Origin of the sequence: Nucisporomicrobium flavum (assembly GCF_016464385.1) — a bacterium.
Taxonomy (GTDB): Bacteria; Actinomycetota; Actinomycetes; order Mycobacteriales; family Micromonosporaceae; genus Actinoplanes; species Actinoplanes flavus_A.
Genome location: NZ_JADMLH010000002.1, coordinates 448,862 through 467,690 on the forward strand (window position 1 = coordinate 448,862; position 18,829 = coordinate 467,690).

The 18,829-nt window shown below is 71.7% G+C and carries 18 protein-coding genes; 11 read left to right on the forward strand and 7 right to left on the reverse strand.

The annotated features are described in order from the left end of the window. Window positions 1-313 precede the first annotated feature (313 nt). Entirely contained in the window at window positions 314-3,544 is a 3,231-nt protein-coding gene (locus IT780_RS41630) for a winged helix-turn-helix domain-containing protein (protein WP_372443615.1), read from the forward strand. Window positions 3,545-3,778: 234 nt separating this feature from the next. Here the strand turns inward: IT780_RS41630 and IT780_RS06305 are convergent, their stop codons facing one another. Beyond that, window positions 3,779-4,279: a phospholipase gene (locus IT780_RS06305; protein ID WP_199510437.1), complete on the reverse strand. Its 501-nt coding sequence runs from the start codon at window positions 4,277-4,279 to the stop codon at window positions 3,779-3,781. Window positions 4,280-4,474: 195 nt separating this feature from the next. Here IT780_RS06305 and IT780_RS06310 point away from each other — a divergent pair, with 195 nt between their 5' ends. Further along, entirely contained in the window at window positions 4,475-5,488 is a 1,014-nt protein-coding gene (locus tag IT780_RS06310; RefSeq protein ID WP_199510438.1) for a potassium channel family protein, read from the forward strand. Between the two features lie 19 nt (window positions 5,489-5,507). Here IT780_RS06310 and IT780_RS06315 read toward each other — a convergent pair whose 3' ends face one another. Further along, complete coding sequence (locus IT780_RS06315; RefSeq protein WP_199510439.1) at window positions 5,508-6,539, reverse strand: 2-oxoacid:ferredoxin oxidoreductase subunit beta; 1,032 nt, start codon at window positions 6,537-6,539, stop codon at window positions 5,508-5,510. Next, complete coding sequence (locus IT780_RS06320) at window positions 6,532-8,310, reverse strand: 2-oxoacid:acceptor oxidoreductase subunit alpha (protein ID WP_233412415.1); 1,779 nt, start codon at window positions 8,308-8,310, stop codon at window positions 6,532-6,534. The genes IT780_RS06315 and IT780_RS06320 overlap by 8 nt, the downstream gene beginning before the upstream one ends. A gap of 264 nt (window positions 8,311-8,574) precedes the next feature. On the opposite strand from IT780_RS06320, the gene ndhC reads away from it, so the two are divergent. The 5 genes from ndhC to IT780_RS06345 all read left to right on the forward strand — a co-directional run bounded on the left by ndhC (window position 8,575) and on the right by IT780_RS06345 (window position 11,415). After that, a complete protein-coding gene (ndhC, locus tag IT780_RS06325) occupies window positions 8,575-8,952 on the forward strand; it encodes an NADH-quinone oxidoreductase subunit A (protein WP_199510441.1) in 378 nt (125 codons plus the stop codon). A gap of 57 nt (window positions 8,953-9,009) precedes the next feature. Further along, the gene (locus tag IT780_RS06330) at window positions 9,010-9,570 is read left to right on the forward strand and encodes a DivIVA domain-containing protein (RefSeq protein WP_199510442.1); all 561 of its coding nucleotides are present in this window, start codon (window positions 9,010-9,012) and stop codon (window positions 9,568-9,570) included. Then, window positions 9,567-10,061, forward strand: a complete 495-nt coding sequence (locus tag IT780_RS06335; protein WP_199510443.1) for an SRPBCC family protein — start codon at window positions 9,567-9,569, stop codon at window positions 10,059-10,061. The genes IT780_RS06330 and IT780_RS06335 overlap by 4 nt, the downstream gene beginning before the upstream one ends. 111 nt (window positions 10,062-10,172) lie before the next feature. Next, window positions 10,173-10,733 carry a DNA-3-methyladenine glycosylase I gene (locus IT780_RS06340; protein ID WP_307831084.1) on the forward strand — a complete coding sequence of 187 codons (561 nt, stop codon included), beginning with the start codon at window positions 10,173-10,175 and terminating at the stop codon, window positions 10,731-10,733. A gap of 124 nt (window positions 10,734-10,857) precedes the next feature. Continuing rightward, on the forward strand, window positions 10,858-11,415 hold the full coding sequence (locus IT780_RS06345; RefSeq protein ID WP_199510445.1) for a hypothetical protein: 558 nt from the start codon (window positions 10,858-10,860) through the stop codon (window positions 11,413-11,415). 67 nt (window positions 11,416-11,482) lie between these two features. On the opposite strand, the gene IT780_RS06350 is transcribed toward IT780_RS06345, so the two are convergent. The 3 genes from IT780_RS06350 to IT780_RS06360 all read right to left on the reverse strand — a co-directional run bounded on the left by IT780_RS06350 (window position 11,483) and on the right by IT780_RS06360 (window position 14,045). Further along, entirely contained in the window at window positions 11,483-12,280 is a 798-nt protein-coding gene (locus tag IT780_RS06350) for a S1 family peptidase (RefSeq protein WP_199510446.1), read from the reverse strand. Between the two features lie 167 nt (window positions 12,281-12,447). Next, window positions 12,448-13,236, reverse strand: coding sequence for an enoyl-CoA hydratase-related protein (locus tag IT780_RS06355; RefSeq protein WP_199510447.1), 789 nt, complete (start codon window positions 13,234-13,236; stop codon window positions 12,448-12,450). Continuing rightward, window positions 13,233-14,045 carry a PaaX family transcriptional regulator gene (locus tag IT780_RS06360; protein ID WP_199510448.1) on the reverse strand — a complete coding sequence of 271 codons (813 nt, stop codon included), beginning with the start codon at window positions 14,043-14,045 and terminating at the stop codon, window positions 13,233-13,235. Before IT780_RS06360 ends, IT780_RS06355 begins: the two co-directional genes overlap by 4 nt. Window positions 14,046-14,334: 289 nt before the next feature. Here IT780_RS06360 and IT780_RS06365 point away from each other — a divergent pair, with 289 nt between their 5' ends. Continuing rightward, the gene (locus IT780_RS06365; RefSeq protein WP_015625691.1) at window positions 14,335-14,502 is read left to right on the forward strand and encodes a DUF3117 domain-containing protein; all 168 of its coding nucleotides are present in this window, start codon (window positions 14,335-14,337) and stop codon (window positions 14,500-14,502) included. A 94-nt stretch (window positions 14,503-14,596) separates the two neighbouring features. Further along, window positions 14,597-15,988: a leucyl aminopeptidase family protein gene (locus IT780_RS06370; protein WP_504739619.1), complete on the forward strand. Its 1,392-nt coding sequence runs from the start codon at window positions 14,597-14,599 to the stop codon at window positions 15,986-15,988. Between the two features lie 14 nt (window positions 15,989-16,002). Here IT780_RS06370 and IT780_RS06375 read toward each other — a convergent pair whose 3' ends face one another. Then, a complete protein-coding gene (locus IT780_RS06375) occupies window positions 16,003-16,611 on the reverse strand; it encodes an O-methyltransferase (RefSeq protein WP_199510450.1) in 609 nt (202 codons plus the stop codon). Window positions 16,612-16,869: 258 nt separating this feature from the next. Between IT780_RS06375 and IT780_RS06380 the strand changes: the two genes are divergently transcribed. Both IT780_RS06380 and IT780_RS06385 read left to right on the forward strand, forming a co-directional pair. Further along, window positions 16,870-18,132: a S1C family serine protease gene (locus IT780_RS06380; RefSeq protein ID WP_307831067.1), complete on the forward strand. Its 1,263-nt coding sequence runs from the start codon at window positions 16,870-16,872 to the stop codon at window positions 18,130-18,132. A gap of 28 nt (window positions 18,133-18,160) precedes the next feature. Next, window positions 18,161-18,559, forward strand: a complete 399-nt coding sequence (locus tag IT780_RS06385; RefSeq protein ID WP_199510452.1) for a twin-arginine translocase TatA/TatE family subunit — start codon at window positions 18,161-18,163, stop codon at window positions 18,557-18,559. The last annotated feature ends 270 nt before the right edge of the window (window positions 18,560-18,829 follow it).

Genomic DNA, 18,829 nt, shown 5'->3' on the forward strand with positions numbered 1-18,829 from the left:
CCGTCCACAGCAGGCACTCTCGGTGAGTGATCGGGTAGTGACAGGTCGGAGTCGTGCGGGCTTCGCGCTCGGGGTCTCTCCTGGCACGTCCGTTCGGGGGGTTGGAAATGACCACCTGCTGCGTGACCCGCGCATGAACCGCCTCGTTACGTCACGCGTAGTGCCGTGCGTGGATGTGGACGACGACTCCGGGGTCGCCCGATCGGGGTCGGCCGTGGCGGGTGGATGGTTACCGACCGTTTCTACGATGTGCCCCGTGATTGCTGTGCGGCAGCATGGAGCGCGACTTCCCAAGGGGGCGGAGGTTCACACCGTGTCGGGACGGACCGAGCTGCCGAGTGGGCTGGTGACCTTCATGTTCACCGATATCGAGGGCTCGACTCGGCTGGCCAGGATGCTCGGCGACGGATATCGCAGCGTGCTGAACGCCCACCGCGGCGTCATCCGGGATGCGGTGCGTCATCACTCGGGGATCGAGCTTTTCACTGAGGGTGATTCGTTCTTCGTGGCCTTCGCGGATGCCGCTGAGGCCGTCGCCGCCTGCGTGGCGTCACAGCGCGCACTCGCCGACCATCCGTGGCCGAGCCCGGACGTGGCGCCGCGCGTACGGATGGGGCTCCACACCGGATGGGCGCAGCCGGTCGGCGGCGAGTACACCAGCCACGAGGTCCATCGCGCCGCCCGGGTGTCCGCGGCCGCTCACGGTGGTCAGATCATCTGCTCCGAGGCGACGGCGCTGGCGGTGAGCGTGTGGTCCGCGGATCTGCTCCCCGGCGTACCGGTCGCGGGGGCCCACAACCACGGACGCCATGCCGCCGACACTGCCGGGATACCGCGCCGCGCCCACAGTTTGAACCGGACCGCCGCGGGATTGCTGACCAGGCCATTCGCAACATCGACAGAGCCCCGCAGCGCGAGAAACGCGCCCGGAACCGCTGTCGGCCCGGGAGCGGGCGGTTCCACTGTCGGCCCGAGAGCGGGCGGGACCACTGTCGGCCCGAGAGCGGGCGGGACCACTATCGGCGCCGCAACGGGCGGACCCGCCGGCGGCCCGGCGGCCGCCAGAACAGCTTTCGAGGCGGCAGCGAGCGGAACGGCGTCGTGGGAGCTCGCTCGAGGGGCGGCGGCGACGAGGACGGCATTCGAGGCGACGGGGGGCGGGGGCGCGTACCAGGCCGCTGCCCGGTCCGCGATCGACCTGGTTGATCTCGGGCAGCACCGGCTGCGCGGGTTCGACGATGCCGAGCGGCTGTTCCAGATCGTCGCTCCCGGCCTTCAGAGGTCCTTCCCGGAGCCTCGTACGGAGAGCGCCCCCGTTCACAATCTGCCGGCCGCGCTCACCTCGTTCGTGGGGCGGCAGGCCGAGGTCGCCGAACTTCGCGGGCTGGTCGGGGAGCACCGGCTTGTCACCGTGGCCGGGGCCGGGGGTGCCGGCAAGACGCGGGTCGCGCTGGCGGTCGCTGAGCAGGTGCTGGCGTCGTACGCCCAGGGGGTCTGGGTGGTTGATCTTGCCGAGGGGGTGCCGGAGGCCGCATTGGCGGCCGCGATGGGGGTACGGCCGGAGCCCGCGCGACCGGTTCTCGAGTCCGTGGTCGAGCGGTGCCGGGACGGACGGATCCTGTTGGTGCTCGACACCTGCGACGCGCATCCCGGCGCGGTACGGCGTCTGGTGCGGCGGCTGCTCGGCGCCTGCCCGCGGCTGGACGTGCTGGCGACCTCGCGGGCGCCGCTCGGGGTGCCGGGTGAGCTGGTGTGGCGGCTGCCGCCGATGGCGCCGGCGGATGCGTACGCGCTGCTCAGTGAGCGTTCGGTCGCCGCGCGGGGCGGGCGTGCCGTGTCCGCGGAGGAGTCCGGTGACCTGGGCCGGGTGGCGTCGAAGCTGGACGGTCACCCCCTGGCGATCGAACTGGCCGCCGACCGGTTGAGGCTGCTGTCCGCGGCCCAGCTGGCTTCGCGGCTGCACGACCCGATCGCGGCCCTCGACGCCGGCCGCGAGGGCTGGGAGAACCCGTTCCTCCGCGGAATCGGCGACAGCTCGGAGCCCACCGAGCCGCGGCGACGCGACAGCCGGGAGGCCGCCGAGCTGCAACGACGCCACAATCGGCAGCCGGCTGAGCCGCGAGGACACGACAGCTCGGAGGCCGCCGAGCTGCAACGACGCAACAGCTGGCAGCCCGCTGAGCCGTCCGGGCGCCGGCAGCCGGTCGAGTCGTTCCGGGACCGGCACACCAGCCTGACCCGCAACCTCGACTGCTCCTACCGTGTCCTGAGTGATCAGGCCGCCGCCCTTCTGCGCCGCCTCGCCGTGTTCGCCGGCCCGGTCGAGCTGGCCACCGTCGAGTGGTCCGGCGATGACGCCTTCGGCGCCCTGTCGGAGCTGGCCGACCGGTCGCTCGTCGAGGTCGTGTCCGGGCCGCGGTACCGGCTGGGTGAGCAGGTACGGGCGTACGCGGCGCGTCGGCTCGCCGCGGCCGGGGAGGAGCGGGTGGCCCGGGATCGGCACGCCGCCTGGTCGTTGCACACGTTGGACGGTGTGGTCGTCGACACGGACGGGCAGCCGCGGACGGTGTCGCTGACCGAGCTGTCGCCGTACGTGAAGGAATGGGAAGCCGCTCTGCGGTGGTCGGTGTCCGGTGGCGATGCCCGCGCCGGGTTGCGGCTGGCCGGGGCGCTGGACCCGTGGTGGCGCGAGCACGGCGGCGCGCGGACCGGGCGGGACCTGCTGTACCGGCTGTACGGCCGGCTGGAGGGCACGGAGGTGACGCCGGAGGAGTTGGCGTCCGCGTACCTCGTCCATGCCGGCCTGTCGAGCGATCGCGACGAGCGTGACCGCTTCCTCCAGCGGGCCGAGGAGGCCGCTCGGCGGGCGGACTATCCGGTTCTTCTGGTACGGGCGCTCGCCGGTCACCGCGTCTCCCTCATCGAGGAGGGCCGGCTCGACGACGCGGAGCTGCTGTGCCGGGAGGTCATCCGCGCAGCCGAGCGTACGGGTGCCCCGGCGGCCGCCCTGCCGACGATCATCGCGCTCGCCGAGTTGCTGTGGCGGCGGGACGCGCTGGACGAGGCGGCGGAGCTGCTCGGCGGGGCTCGGGTGATGGAGGCGACGCGGCCGGAGGACCGAGGCCGCCGTACCGTCGACTGGCTTCTCGGGATGGTCGCGTTGCGCCGGGGTGACCTGGTTGCCGCCCACGACCACCTGGTGGTCGCCCTGCGGTCCCGGCTGCGGCACGGTTTCCGGGGTGCCGCCGCCGACGCGGTCGCCGCCATCGCGGTGCGCTGCGCGATGGGCGGGGATCCGGTCACCGCGGCCGTCCTGTTCGGCGGGGCGGAGTCGGTGCGGGACGGGCGCCGGGCGACGCAGTTCGGGGTGTTCTGGGGGCACCAGCAGGGCGCCCTGCGGCAGATGCTCGGCGACGCGGTGTTCGACGCTGCGTACGCGGACGGGGCGCAGAAGGGCTTCACCAGCGCGGTGGCGACCGCGCTGGCCGTGGAGCATCCGGACCTGGAATACGGCTCGCCCCGGTTCGCCCAAACCCTGGGCTGACCCGAAGCCTGGGCCGACCCGAAGCCTGGGCCGACCCGAAGCCTGGGCCGACCCGAAGCCTGGGCCGGCCCGAAGCCTGGGCCGGCCCGAAGCCTGGGCCGGCCCGAAGCCTGGGCCGGCCCGAAGCCTGGGCCGACCCGAAGCCTGGGCCGACGACCCGAAGCCCGGGCCGGCTCCCAACCTGGGCTGACCCCGCGCCGGCGGGGCCGGTGCGGGGTCGGGCCGCGGGGGAGATCAGCCGACGAGCGCGCGGGCCCGGTCGACGTCGGACGGGTTGACCGCCTCCAGCGAGCCGAAGATGCTGACCGCCTGGTAGTACGTCCAGGCCAGGCTGTAGCAGGCCGGCTGGACCACGACGCTGTACGTCGCGCACTTGCGCTTGAGGTCGGCGTAGAACATGGAGTCGAGCCGGGACTTGTTGGCGTCGAACGTGCCGAGGTCCTTGTAGTTGCGGTAGCCGAAGTCGTGGTGCCAGCACGACAGCTTGAAGTCGAAGCCGAGCGGGTTGTCCGGGCTCGACGAGCAGTAGTCCGTGGACCAGTCGAAGTTGTAGGAGGCCCACTGCTCGCGGTTGAGCCGGGCGGCGTTCCAGGCGTTGGTGCTGGTGGCGGTGGTCTGGGTCCAGCTCGACAGGACGGACGCCTTGCTCTCCGTGGCGTGGGCAGCGGCCGCGGGGAGCAGCAGGGCGAGGGTTGAGATCAGGACGACGAGGAGACGGCGGGGCGAACGGTTCATCGGAACCTCCAGCGGTGGGGGCCACTGGCTGTAAGTCTTCGACTCCATAGGGTTATCAAACAACGGCGATGACGAAATATCCTTAACGATGCTTCAACTTACTCGTGGGTATTCCCCAGCGGCTGGGACGTGTGATGTCCTGAGGAACGCGGTGAGGTGCGGCGGCTATGGTGTGACCGTGCAGGCGGACGTCAGGTGATCCATCTCCCGCTGGTCCGGCAGGGCCCGCTGCGTGCCCTGGCCGTCCGGCTCGTGGCCGCGATCGTGCTCGTCCTGCTCACGGTGCTGGTGATCTACCTGGACCGGGACGGCTACCGCGACGTCAACGACGACGGCCTGACGCTGCTCGACAGCTTCTACTACGCGGTCGTGTCGCTCTCGACCACCGGATACGGCGACATCACCCCGGTGACACCCGACGCCCGGCTGGTGAACATCGTGTTCATCACCCCCGCGCGGGTGCTCTTCCTGATCATCCTGGTCGGCACGACCCTCGAGGTGCTGACCGACCAGTACCGGAACAGCCTGCGGGTGAACCGGTGGAGGCGAAAGTTGAAGGACCACATCATCGTCTGCGGCTACGGCACCAAGGGCCGCGCCGCGATCAGCGCCCTGCTCGAGACCGGGTACGACAAGTCCCGCATCGTCATCGTGGAGAGCCGGGAGGTCGCGCTGCGGCAGGCCGCCGCGAACGGGATCGTCGCCATCGAGGGCAACGCCACCCGCTCCGCGGTGCTGATGCAGGCGGACGTCAAGAACTGCAAGGCGGTCATCATCGCGACGGACACCGACGAGGCGTCCGTACTCATCTCGCTGACCGTACGGCAGCTGACCGCCGGCCAGGTCCGGATCATCGCCGCCGTCCGCGAGCAGGAGAACGCCGCCCTGCTCAAGCAGAGCGGCGCCCACCACGTGATCGTCTCGTCGTCCACCGCGGGCCGGCTGCTCGGCCTCACCACGACGACGCCCCCGCTGATCGACGTGGTCGAGGACCTGCTCACCCCGGGTCAGGGCATGGCGCTGGCGATGCGCTCGGCGGAGCGTAGCGAGGTCGGTCAGAACCCGCGCGAGCTGAAGACGCTGGTGGTCGCGCTGATCCGGCGCGGCAAGGTGGTGCCGCTCGGCGGGGAGCAGGCGGAGACCATCGAGACCGGCGACATGCTCATCTACATCCGTGACGAGGAGAAGAGCGTCCCGGCGGCCGTCTGACGACGACCGCCGGGGAGGGCTACAGGATCGTCCAGGTGTCGCCGGCGTTGAGCAGGTCGCTCAGCATCTGCTCCTGCGTACCCTTCGCCTTGGCCTGCGCGTCCTGGAGCTGCTTCTGCACCAGGTTGTCGTAGGTCGGGCGCTTGACGTTGCGGAAGACGCCGATCGGGGTCGTGTTCAGGTCCGAGCCCGACAGCCGGGACAGCGCGAACGCGTACGCCGGGTCGTCGACCGTCGCGTCGTGCACGAGAGGGGTGCCGCCCTCCTGCACCTGCAGGCCGAAACTGCCCTCGGGGTGCACGACCGAGTAGCGGTTGTCCGCGCCGAAGGTGATCGGCTCGCCCTGCTCGAGGCGGATCAGGTGCTCGTCGCGCGTACCCGGGTCCTTGATCAGCTCGAACGCGCCGTCGTTGAAGATGTTGCAGTTCTGGTAGATCTCCACGAACGCCGAGCCCTCGTGCTCGGCCGCCGCACGCAGCACCGACTGCAGGTGCTTGCGGTCCGAGTCGATCGTGCGGGCCACGAACGTCGCCTCCGCGCCCAGCGCCAGCGACAGCGGGTTGAACGGCGCGTCGTTGGAGCCCACCGGCGTCGACTTGGTGATCTTGCCGAGCTCGGAGGTGGGCGAGTACTGGCCCTTGGTCAGCCCGTAGATCCGGTTGTTGAACAGCAGGATCTTCAGGTTGACGTTGCGGCGCAGCGCGTGGATCAGGTGGTTGCCGCCGATCGACAGCGCGTCGCCGTCACCGGTCACGACCCACACCGACAGGTCGGGGCGGGACGCGGACAGGCCGGTCGCGATCGCCGGCGCGCGGCCGTGGATCGAGTGCATGCCGTACGTGTTCATGTAGTACGGGAAGCGCGAGGAGCACCCGATGCCGGAGACGAAGACGATGTTCTCCCGCGGGATACCGAGCTCAGGCATGAAGCCCTGCACGGCCGCCAGGATCGCGTAGTCACCGCAGCCCGGGCACCAGCGCACCTCCTGGTCGGACTTGAAGTCCTTCGCCGTCAGCTTGACGGGGGTGATCGGAATCGTCGGGCTAGCCATTCTTGACCACGTCCTCGAGCATGTTCTCCAGCGTCGCGGCGGTGAACGGCAGGCCGCTGACCTGGTTGAAGGGAACGGCGTCGACCAGGTACCTCGCCCGGACCACGTGAGCCAGCTGGCCCAGGTTCATCTCCGGGATCACGACCTTGTCGTACGCCTTGAGCACCTCACCGAGGTTCGCCGGCAGCGGTGCCAGGTGCCGCAGGTGCGCCTGGGCGACCGGCAGGCCCCGCTGACGCAGGGCGCGGCACGCGGCGCCGATGGGCCCGTACGTCGAGCCCCAGCCCAGCACCAGCACGCGTGCGTTCTCGTCCGGGTCCTCGACCTCGACGTCGGGGACGGGGATGTTCTCGATCCGCGCCGCGCGGGTGCGGACCATGAAGTCGTGGTTGGCCGGGTCGTAGGAGATGTCACCGGTCTTGTCGGCCTTCTCCAGGCCGCCGATGCGGTGCTCCAGGCCCGGCGTGCCGGGGACGGCCCACGGGCGGGCCATGGTCTCCGGATCCCTCAGGTACGGCAGGAAGCGCCCGTCCTCGGTGTTCGGCTCGGTGGCGAACGACACCTGCAGGTCCGGCAGCTCGGACACCTCGGGCAGCAGCCACGGCTCGGAGCCGTTGGCCACGTAGTTGTCGGAGAGCAGGATGACCGGCGTGCGGTAGGTCAGCGCGATCCGCGCCGCCTCGATGGCTGCGTGGAAGCAGTCCGACGGCGACTTCGGTGCGATCACCGCGAGCGGTGCCTCGCCGTGGCGGCCGTACAGGGCCATGTTGAGGTCGGCCTGCTCGGTCTTGGTCGGCATGCCCGTCGACGGCCCGGCGCGCTGCACGTCGACGATCACCAGCGGCAGCTCCAGCGCGATGGCCAGCGAGATCGTCTCGCCCTTGAGCGCCACGCCGGGGCCCGAGGTCGTGGTGACGCCGAGCGCGCCGCCGTACGAGGCGCCCAGGGCCGCACCGACCGCGGCGATCTCGTCCTCGGCCTGCATGGTGGTGATGCCGAACTTCTTGTGCTTGCTCAGCTCGTGCAGGATGTCCGACGCCGGGGTGATCGGGTACGCGCCCAGGAACACCGGCAGCTTCGCGCGCACGCCGGCCGCCACCAGGCCCAGCGCGAGCGCCGCGTTCCCGGTGATGTTGCGATACGTCCCCGGCAGCATCTTGGCCGGCTTGACCTCGTAGCGCACCGAGAAGGACTCGGTGGTCTCGCCGTAGTTCCAGCCCGCCTGGAAGGCCGCCTTGTTAGCGGCGACCAGCTCGGGGCGCTTGGCGAACTTGCGCTCCAGGAACCGCAGCGTCGACGCGTACGGCCGCGAATACATCCAGCTGAGCAGGCCGAGCGCGAACATGTTCTTGGCCCGCTCGGCGTCCTTCTTCGACAGGCCGGAGTCGGCCAGCGCCGCCACGGTCATCGACGTCAGCGCCACCGGGTGCACCGACCAGTCGCCCAGCGCGCCGTCCTCGAGCGGGCTCACCGCATACCCCACCTTGGCGAGGTTGCGCTTGGTGAACTCGTCGGTGTTCACGATGATGTCCGCGCCGGCCGGCAGGTCGGCGAGGTTGGCCTTCAACGCGGCCGGGTTCATCGCGACAAGCACGTTCGGCGCGTCGCCGGGCGTGAGGATGTCGTAGTCGGCGAAGTGCACCTGGAAGCTCGACACACCCGGCAGGGTGCCCGCTGGTGCGCGGATCTCCGCCGGGAAGTTGGGTAGCGTCGAGATGTCGTTGCCGAGCTGAGCGGTCTCCGACGTGAACCGGTCACCGGTGAGCTGCATACCGTCACCGGAGTCGCCGGCGAACCGGATGACCACGCGATCGAGCTGCTCGACACGCTTCGCGGGAGCGGCCACGTTCCAACCTCCTGAGGGCGCCGGCCTGCGCGGGTACGCACGTCGATGAGCCGGCCCGCATTCGTCACTTCCAGCCTACGTCGCCGCCCCTTACCAGTGGTTGTCGCAGGCTGTCCGATCGAACACAGTAGCCAGGTGAGCCTTTCCTCAGCCAATTGAGTCCACCTGGTGATTCGCTAGAGTGCGGGCGTGGACGGGTATCTGGGTACGTACGCGACGCTGGGCCTGGTGCTGGGCGCCGGCGTGCTCGTCTTCGTCGGCGCGTTCGGGGCGAACAGGCTGCTCAGGCCCGCTCACCCGGCCGAGCCCTCCGGCAAGCGCATCGCGTACGAGAGCGGCATCGACCCCGTCGGGGGCGACTGGGCTCAGGCGCAGATCCGCTACTACGTCTACGCGTACCTCTACGTGCTCTTCGCCGTCGAGGCGGTCTTCCTCTTCCCGTGGGCGGTCGTCTTCGACCGCCCCGGCTTCGGCGCGGTGACCGTCGCGGAGATGGGCATCTTCGTCGCGGTGCTCGCGCTCGGCATCCTGTACGCCTGGCGCAAGAAGATCCTCACCTGGACGTGACCCCCTCGGGGGGTGGCGGGCTCGCCACGCCGCACCACTCGTGCCACGATCGTGCCCATGGGTCAGCTTCTCCTCTTCGTCGTCGTGGCGCTCGTGGTCGCGGCGATCGTCTTCGGCGTGACCGTCATGGTGAGCGGCGGGGACCCCGGTCTCGCGCCGGTCGAGCCCGACGGCAAGGCGTTGCCGCTGCCCAGCGACCGGCCGCTGGCCGAGGAGGATGTGTTCCGGACCCGCTTCGACACGGTGTTCCGCGGCTACCGGATGGCGCAGGTCGACCAGGCGCTGCAGCGGGCGGCGTACGACATCGGCTACAAGACCGAGCTGATCAGCGTGCTGGAGGCCGAGGTCACGGCGCTGCGCGAGGGCCGCACGGCGGACGCCGACGTGCTGCGCCGCGCGCGGGAAGCGGCGGTGGCGCCGCCGCCCGCGGTTCCGGCGTCGTCCGGCCCGGCGCCCGACATCCTGTCCTCGGACCCGGCTCCCTCGGATGCGTCGGCCGGGCCGGAGGCCGAGGCGCCGGCCGTGTCGTCGGCTGACTCGCCCGCCGCATCTCCGGCGAAGGAGGCTGACAAGGCGCCCGAAGCGGTGGCCGAGGAGAAGGCGGCGGAGCGCCGATGAGCGAGACCGAGCAGGTCGGTGGGCTCGGTGACGCCGCACGGCCGGGAACCGGTGAGGTCACCGCCACCGTCATCGTCAACGCCCCGGCTCCCCGGGTCTTCGCCGCGTTCCTGAACTGGGAGAGGCAGAGCGAGTGGATCCCGTTCACCAAGGTGCGCGTGGTGGAGGGCGACGGGGGTGAGGGCAGCCTCATCGAGGCGGTCACGGCCGTCGGCCCGGCCGCGCTCCGCGACGAGTTCCGCGTGGTCCGCATCGACGCGCCGTACGAGCTGCGGGTCGTGCACTGCGGCAACGTGCTGCGCGGCCCCGGCTCGATGCGCTGCACGGCCATGGGCGGCGACCGTACGCAGGTGGTCATGCACGAGTGGTTCCACCTCCCCGGCCCCGTGGGGAAGCTGGCGTGGCCGGTGCTGTGGCCGGGTTCGAAGCTCGGCTTCAAGGGCGCGCTGAAGAAGTTCGGGCGGCTGGTCGAGGAGGGCAAGCTGCCCTGACCGTTTTTGTCGGTGGGTGCTCCTAGGGTGTCGCCCATGACGGATGACATCTCGCCGTTGGGCGCTCCCACCATCGGCCTCGCCCCGGCGGACGCCCTGGCCCGGGGCCTGGTGATCGGCGAGGACGGGCTCGCCCGCTGCTTCTGGGGCGGCAGCACTCCCGACTACGTGGCTTACCACGACACCGAGTGGGGCCGGCCGCTGCACGGCGACGACGCCCTCTTCGAACGCATGTGTCTCGAGGCGTTCCAGTCGGGCCTCTCCTGGATCACCATCCTGCGCAAACGGCCCGCGTTCCGGCAGGCGTTCGCCGGCTTCTCGATCGAGGCGGTGGCGGCCTTCGACGCGAAGGACGCCGACCGGCTCATGGCCGACCCGGGCATCGTCCGCAACCGGATGAAGGTCGACGCGGCGCTGCACAACGCCCGGGTCGCCGCCGACCTGCCCTCCGGCCTCTCCGAGCTGCTCTGGTCGTACGCCCCGGCTCCCCGGCCACGACCCGCCACCAGGCAGGACGTGCCGGCCACCACTCCGGAGTCCGCGGCCATGGCCAAGGACCTGAAGAAGCGCGGGTTCAAGTTCGTCGGGCCGACCACGGCGTACGCGCTCATGCAGGCGACCGGCATGGTGGACGACCACCTGGCGGGCTGCCACGTCCCGCCGGCCGGGTGACGCGGGCGGGGCAAATGACCCGAGTCCGGGGATGCCGGCTGGGTGACGCGGGCCGGGTGACACGGGCGCCGGCCCGGCGGGGTCGGCGTCATGGCGCCCGGGGGGAGCGTGATGTCATAGGCGCATGGCTCAATGGGCGGTGACCATTCCTGCGGACCGGTGGGCGACCGAGCGGTTGTTCCACCACGACACCCTGACGGTGGCCGGCACTGCCGGCGTCGCACCCGCGCCCGGTGACGAGGTGCTGCTGGTGACCGAGGGGGCCACCCCGCACCTGGTGGCGCTCGGCGTGGTGGCGGAGCAGGAGTCGCGGCGGCGGGGGGCGCACGGGGTGCCCGAGGTCGAGGTGGCGTACACGCGGCGGTCGTTCGACGCGCCCGTGGCGGCCGGTGAGCTCGCGCTCGACGCGCCGATCACGGCCGTGGACCCCGAGGTGTTCCGCCGGCTCGCCGCCGGGCTGGGCGGCGACCGGGACAAGCAGACGTGGCTGGTCAGCCTGGACCTGCCGATCGAGGCGGCCACCCCGGCCGAGGCCGTACGCCAGTTCTGGTCGTACGTGGTGGAGCTGGGGCCGGCCGAGCTGCCCACGTTCGTCTCGCCGTCCGGCGACGAGCTGGCGATGCAGGCGTTCGTGCTCGGCGAGGAGGCCAACCTCGATCCCGAGGAGGACGAGGAGGACTGACCGCCTCGGCACAGCGGAGACGGGCCCCGGAGCAGCGCTCCGGGGCCCGCTGTCATGTCCGGGTGGGTCAGCCGCCCAGGCTCGCCGCCGCGGAGGCGATCGAGGACGAGAAGTAGCTCACCTGGGTGTAGACGCCGGGCTTGTTGGGCCGGGCGCAGCCGTCGCCCCAGCTGACGATGCCGACCTGGATCCACGCGTTGGCGGCGTCGCGGCGGAACATCGGGCCGCCGGAGTCGCCCTGGCAGGTGTCGACGCCGCCCTGGGTGTAGCCGGCGCAGATCTCGTCGGACGGGATGACCTCGCCGTTGTACATGCTGCTGGAGTTGCAGGTCGCGTCGCTGACGAACGGGACCGTGGCCGTCATCAGGTACCGCTGCTGGGCGCCGCCCTCGCGGGTCGCCCCCCACCCGGCGACCGTGAACGTGCCGCTGTCGTAGGCGGTCGTCGTCGCGATCGGCAGGGTGGCCAGGCCGGTCACCGGGCTCGAGAGCCGGATCAGCGCCCAGTCCTTGCCGTTGCCGTTGTAGCCGGGGGCCCGGTACACGTAGTTCGACTTACGGGTGATCTTGCTGCTGGAGTTGAGGTCCACGACGCCGAGCGTCGCGGTGATCGACGTGTTGGTGCCGGTCCTGTTGACGCAGTGCGCCGCGGTCAGCACCAGCGTGGGGCTGTACAGCGCGCCGCCGCAGCCCATCGAGAGGCGCACCATGAACGGGAAATCGCCCTGGTTGGCGCGGCTTCCGCCGACCACCTTCTGCGGGCCGTCGTCGGCGGCCGCCGCGGGCGACGTCTGCATCACGGTGCCCATCGCGGCCACCGTGAGCGCGGCCGCGAGCCCGCCCATCATCCTGCGCCACCTTGCCATCCGGACCTCCCTGACGAAACCGATCCGGGACCGGCCGGTGGCCGGCCCCGAAGGTGAGCGAGGGGACGCCCGGTGGGGCGCTCCCTCACGGTTGCGCCAGAGCCTACGCATCAACGGATGTATATGTCGCTATCCCGAAAGACTCATATCGCGGGGCGGGGGTGCGCTCAACGGCCCTCGAAGACCGGCTTCTGCTTGGCGACGAAGGACGTCACCGCGTTCCGGTGGTCGCTGGTGGCCCCGCAGATCGCCTGGGCCTGCGCCTCCGCCGCCAGCGCGTCCGACAGCGTGCCCGCCGTACCGATGGAGAGCTCGCGCTTGATCGCCGCGTACGCGACCGTCGGGCCGGCGGCGAGCCGGGCGGCGAACTCCTGGGCCGTCGGCAGCACCTGCTCGTCGTCGTCGAGCAGCTGGGTGAGCAGGCCGTACTCGTAGCACTGCTGGGCGCGCACCGGCTCGGCCAGCAGGAGCAGCTCGAGGGCGCGGGCGCGGCCGACGATGTGCGGCAGGGACCACGACACGCCCGAGTCGCCGGCGAGGCCGACGTTGGCGAAGGCCATGAGGAACATCGTCTTCGGTCCGCCGATGCGGAAGTCGGCGAGCAGGGCGAGCGAGGCGCCCGCGCCGGCCGCGGTGCCCCGTACGGCCGCGACGACCGGCTTCGGCAGGCTCGCGAGCCGCTGCGCGATCGGGTTGTAGTGGGCCCGGACGGTGTCGAGGTCGGTCGAGCCGCGTTCGAGGATGCCCGCGTGCTCGCGCAGGTCCTGACCGACGCAGAACGCCTTGCCCGCCCCGGCGAGGACCACTGCCCGCACCGAACGGTCCCCCTCGATCTCGGCGAGCGTGTCCCGCAGCGCCTCCTTGAGGTCGACATCGAGGGAGTTCATGGCGTCGGGGCGGTTGAGGGTCAGGGTGACGACCGCGTCGGCGCGGTCGACGAGCAGCGAGTCGGTCATGTGTCTGAGAATCCCACACGGCTGTTACGGGATGCTGAGGCGAGGCAGCGCTCCACGAAGCGGTCGGCGGCGGGGCGCAGGCGGGCCGCGTGCCTGTCGAAGAAGGAGGCGGCGCCGACCCCGGGCCAGCGGGGCGGCAGCAGCGACGCCGGCAGCTGCGGGTCGCGGAAGAGGAACGAGCGCCACGCGTGCACGAGCTGGAAGCGGGCCGCGTACGCCTCCTCGTCCGAGCTGCGGGCGGTGATCGCGGTGACGGCCGGGCGCTGGGCGGCCACGAACTCCTCGTACGCCTTTCCGATCTCCTCGAGGTTCCACGCCCGTCCCACCACGTGGGCGGCCCCCGGGGAACCCGCGGCGTGCCCGGCGCTGAACCGCTCGTACGTGACCCCGGTCCCGGTGAGCACCGCGTCGACCTCCTCGGCCGCCCGCGGCGCGACCCAGGCCCTGTCGTCGAGCATCCCGTACCCGAGGAAGGCGAGCCGTTGGGCCTCGCGGCGCGGGAGCGGCGCGCCGAGCAGGACCAGATCGAAGCGGCCGTCCCAGCCGGAGCGGCCGGTGCGGTAGATCCGCGCGGAAGCTTCGTCGAGCCTCCGGGCGGCCTTGGGGGTGAGCAGATAGCCTGGCCCGGACCCGAGTCGCAGCGGATGCAGCCAGCCCTGCCGCACCATGCGGGAGACCGCGGTGCGCACGGCGGGGGCGGCGATGCCGAGCGGCGCGAGCAGTTTGACGAGGGCCGCGACGGGCGCCCGGCCGCCTCTGGGGCGCAGGTAGTCGCCGTAGAGGTCGAAGAGTGCCGACCGCGCCTGCATGACCGCACATTGTGACAGTCCGAAAGACGATATGCTAGACGCTGTCACATCAGCCCGGGCTGGGTTTGGGTTCGCCGGTGTTCATCAGGGAAAATGTTTGATCGGCACGGTGGGCCCTGTCGCGTGACTTTGTGGCGAGGCCCGCAACGCTGCGGTCTCGGGTCGGTCCAGCGGGCACGATCCCGGCGGTCGGCAACGAGTACGGCGCACTGTGGGGCTGAGCACAGGGCGTGATGAAGTGGCTGTGGGGCAACCCACCGTCCCTGATGTAGGTCTGAGGGGAGACAAGATGGCGGCGATGAAGCCGCGGACGGGCGATGGTCCGCTGGAGGTCACCAAGGAAGGGCGCGGCATCGTCATGCGCGTCCCGCTGGAAGGTGGTGGCCGTCTCGTCGTTGAGATGACTCCGGACGAGGCCAACGCGCTGGGTGACGCGTTGAAGGCGATCGCCGGCTGACGTTTCACGTGGCCCGCCGGTACGGTACCGCCGTACCGGCGGGCTTTCCATGTCTTCGGGGAAGGGTCATCCTCCAGTGTTCGCGATACGCCTGGTGACGGCGCCGGAGCCGGGGACCCGCGTGCTTGCCGCGGACGATTCCGGCGTGCTCGCGGGCGGCGACGACGAGACCGCCGAGCTGCACCGCACCGCCGACGAACCGGGACGGGCGGGCGCCGTGCAGGTGGTGCCGCGTCCGCTGCGTACCCCGGCCAAGATCGTGATCGTCGGCGTCGGCGCGGGTGACGAGGCCGGGTGGCGTGCCGCCGGATCCGCCGCGGTCCGCGCCGTGCGACCCGACGAGGCGCTGCACGTCGTGCTGCCCGACGGCGTTGACGCGGCGGCCGTGCGAGGGCTCGCCGAGGGCGTCTGGTTCGCGGCCTACCGGTTCCGCGATGCCGTCGACGGCCCCCGGTCCGTCGAGGTCACGCTGCAGACCTCCACCCCTGATGCGTACGCGGAAAGCCTTGAGACCGCCCGCGCGACCGCCGCGGCGACCTGGCTGGCCCGCGACCTGACCAATATGCCGTCGTCGGTGAAGAACCCGGCCTGGTTCGCCGCGCAGGTGGTGACCGAGGCGGCGACACGCCCGGGTTTGACCGTGACCGTGCGCGAACCGGAGCAGCTGCGCGCCGAGGGCTTCGGTGGCCTGCTGGCCGTCGGCGGCGGCTCCGCGACCCCGCCCCGGCTGGTGGAGCTGGCCTGGCGGCCGGAGGGCGCGACCCGGCACGTCGTCCTGGTCGGCAAGGGCATCACGTTCGACACCGGCGGCCTCTCGATCAAGACGCGCGACGGCATGAAGCTCATGAAGAAGGACATGGGTGGCGCTGCGACCGTCGTCGCCGCCACGCTGGCCGCGGCGGACCTGGGCCTTCCCGTACGCATCACCGCGCTCGCGCCCCTGGCGGAGAACGCGGTCAGCGGCTCGGCGTACCGGCCGGGTGACGTGATCACGCAGTGGGACGGCAGCACGACGGAGACCACCAACTCCGACGCGGAGGGCCGGCTCGTGCTCGCCGACGCCCTGGGGTACGCCGTCGCCCGCCTGGACCCGGACGTGGTGCTCGACGTGGCCACGCTGACCGGCGCCAACTCCGTGGCCCTGGGCAAGCGCACCGCCGCCCTCTACAGCCACGACGACGCCCTCGCCGAGGCCCTCGAATCGGCCGGGCGGGCCGCCGGGGAGCGGATGTGGCGGCTGCCGCTGCCCGACGACTACGTCGAATACCTGCACAGCGACATCGCCGACCGGCACAGCTCACCCGCCCGGGGTGCGGGGTCCGTGGTCGCCGCCCTGTTCCTGAGCGAGTTCCTGGGCGACAAGGTCGGCAGCTGGGCGCACATCGACATGTCGGCGCCCAGCTGGGCCGAGACCCACGAGGGCGACCTCACCAAGGGCGCCACCGGCTGGGGCGTACGGACGCTCCTGCGCTACCTCAGCGCCTGACGGCGACCGCTTCCTTACCGCTTGACGGCGGCCAGGACGCCGGCGCCGGCCGGGATCAGGGCCGGGATCCACTCCTCGGACTCCCGGACCGCCTTCACCGTCTCGCGGATCGTGATCGTGTCCACGTCCCGGGCCGCGGGGTCGCTGATCCGGCCGCCGGCCAGCGCGCCGTTCACCACCAGGACACCGCCGCGGCGCAGCAGCCGCAGCGCCGCCTCGGCACACGCACCGAACTCCGTGGCGTCCGCGTCGACGAAGACCAGGTCGTAGACGCCGTCCGCGAGCCGGGGGAGGACGTCGAGCGCGCGGCCGGTGATGATGCGCGTCCGGGACGCGGCGAAACCGGCCTCGGCGAAGATGCGCCGGGCGATGCGCTGGTGCTCGTTCTCGACGTCGATCGTGGTGAGCACCCCGTCGGGCCGCATGCCGCGCAGCAGCCAGACGCCGCTGACCCCCGTACCCGTGCCGATCTCGACGACCGACTTGGCGCTGCCCGCGGCGGCCAGCAGGCTGAGCACGGACCCCGCGCCGGGTGTCACGCAGGAGAGCCCCACCTCACGGGCGAGGCTGCGGGCGGTCTGCAGCACGACGTCCTCGGCGGCGTACGCCTCCGCGAACTGCATGGACTGCGCGCTGGGGGTGCCGAGCTGGCGGGCTGCGGTGACGATGACGAACCTCCGTGTGGGATGCGCGGGAGACAACCGGTGCACATCGGGTATGAGCGTAGAGCGATGCACTCCCTTCGCGCACCGGGACTTCGGCGGCGGAAAGCGGCGATGAGACGCTCGGGGGACCCCGCAGAGCGGATGACCGCCACCGATCCGTGTCATCCTGGATGCGGAAGCCCCCGGGCTTCGAGGACGACGAGTGGAGGCACCCACGTGACCGACGGCTGGAACTGGCGCCGGCCCCAGCCGCCACCCGCGGCGCCTCCGGCGGCGGGTGGCTCGCCCTGGTGGTCCGACGCGCTGGCCGACCCGTGGCGCGACCCGTACGCGCCGTCCGCCGTGGTCGTGTCCAGCGCACCGGTCAGCACCGGGCCGGCGCCCGAGCCGGTCGCCGACCCCGACGCGCCCCGCCGCTCGCTCACCCCGATCCTGATGATCTGCCTGCTCACGGCCCTGCTGGCGGGTGGCCTCGGCGGCACCCTCGGGTACGTGTTCGCGACCCGCAGCGGCGTCGGCGGCGGCACCCAGCTGGGCGGGACACCGCTGGCGGCGCCGAGCGCGGCCCAGCGGGCGCCCGAGTCGTTCGGCGGGGTCGCCAAGCAGGTGCTGCCCAGCGTGGTCACCGTACGGGTCACCGGCGCGATCGGTTCCGGCTTCGTGGCGTCCGCGGACGGCTACGTCATCACCAACGACCACGTCGTCGAGGGCGCGGGCAAGACGATGGCGGTGTCGTTCAGCGACGGCTCCACGGCCTCCGCGACGCTGGTGGGGCGCGACCCCGAGTCCGACATCGCAGTGATCAAGGTCTCCAAGAGCAATCTGCCGGCGGTCCAGTTCGGCGACTCGGACTCGATCGCGGTCGGTGACCCCGTGCTCGCGTTCGGCTCCCCGCTGGCGCTGGTCAACACGGTCACCCAGGGCATCGTCAGCGCGCTCGACCGGACCATCCAGGCCGGCGACCCGGGCGGCACGACCCGCTACTACGCGGCCATCCAGACCGACGCCGCGGTCAACCAGGGCAACTCCGGCGGCCCGCTGGTCGACGCGGCCGGCCGCGTGGTGGGCGTCAACTCGGTGATCCGCTCGGTGGGCGGCAGCGAGGAGGCGGCCGGCAACATCGGCCTCGCCTTCGCCATCCCGATCAACCAGGCCCGGCGCATCGCCGAGGACATCATCGACACCGGCAAGGCCCGGCGTACGGTGATCGGCGCGGAGGTCTCCGCCGGCGGCTCCACGGGCTCCAGCGGCTCCACCGGGGCGCGGCTGCGTGCGGTCGAGCCGGCCGGCCCGGCGGCGGCCGCGGGCTTGAAATCCGGCGACGTGATCACGAAGATCGACGGGCACGTGCTGGAGGACGGCACCGACCTGATCGCCCTGGTCCGCAAGTACGCTCCGGGCGCTACCGTCTCGGTGGAATACCGCCGGGGCACCAGCACACAGACGGCGTCAGTAACCTTGGCAGCCGACGCGAAGTGAGAGGCCCTCACGGGCAGGGGAGGCCGCCATGTTCGAGAACCTGAACTGGTGGGAGATCGCCGCGCTGCTGATGCTGGCGCTGCTCATCTTCGGCGAACGGCTGCCCAAGGTCATCGGCGACGGGCTGCGCATGCTCCGCGGCCTGCGCGCGATGGCCCAGAACGCGACGAGCGACCTGAGCCGCGAGCTGGGTACGGACATCCAGCTCCAGGACCTGCACCCGAAGGCGTTCATCCGCAAGCACCTGCTGAGCGAGGACGACGAGGCGGCGATCCGCAAGCCGCTCCAGGGCCTCTTCGAGGACGTCAAGTCCGACCTCAACAGCGTCAAGTCCGACCTCAACGACGTAGCCGCCGCCGCGGACCCCAAGACCCCGGCCCCCGCCGCCAAGCCCGCCATCTCGTCGTTCGACATCGACGCCACCTGAGCCTGGGGGCTTTTGGGGCGGGATTGACCCACTCCGGGCGGTCAGGCTTGATCCCTCCGTGGGCCAATCCCGCCCCAAAAGCAAGCCACAGGACAGCGCTGCCCAACGCGTGCCTGCGCCGGTGCCACAGCGCGATTCGGTGCCACGCGCTGCTGGTGGCTGTAACCCCGCAGGTCAATCGCTTAGCGGGACCACGACGGCGTTTTGGGGGGGGGGGGCGCCAACCCGGGGGGAAAACACACCCCCCCCCCGGGGGGGGGGCACCCCCCC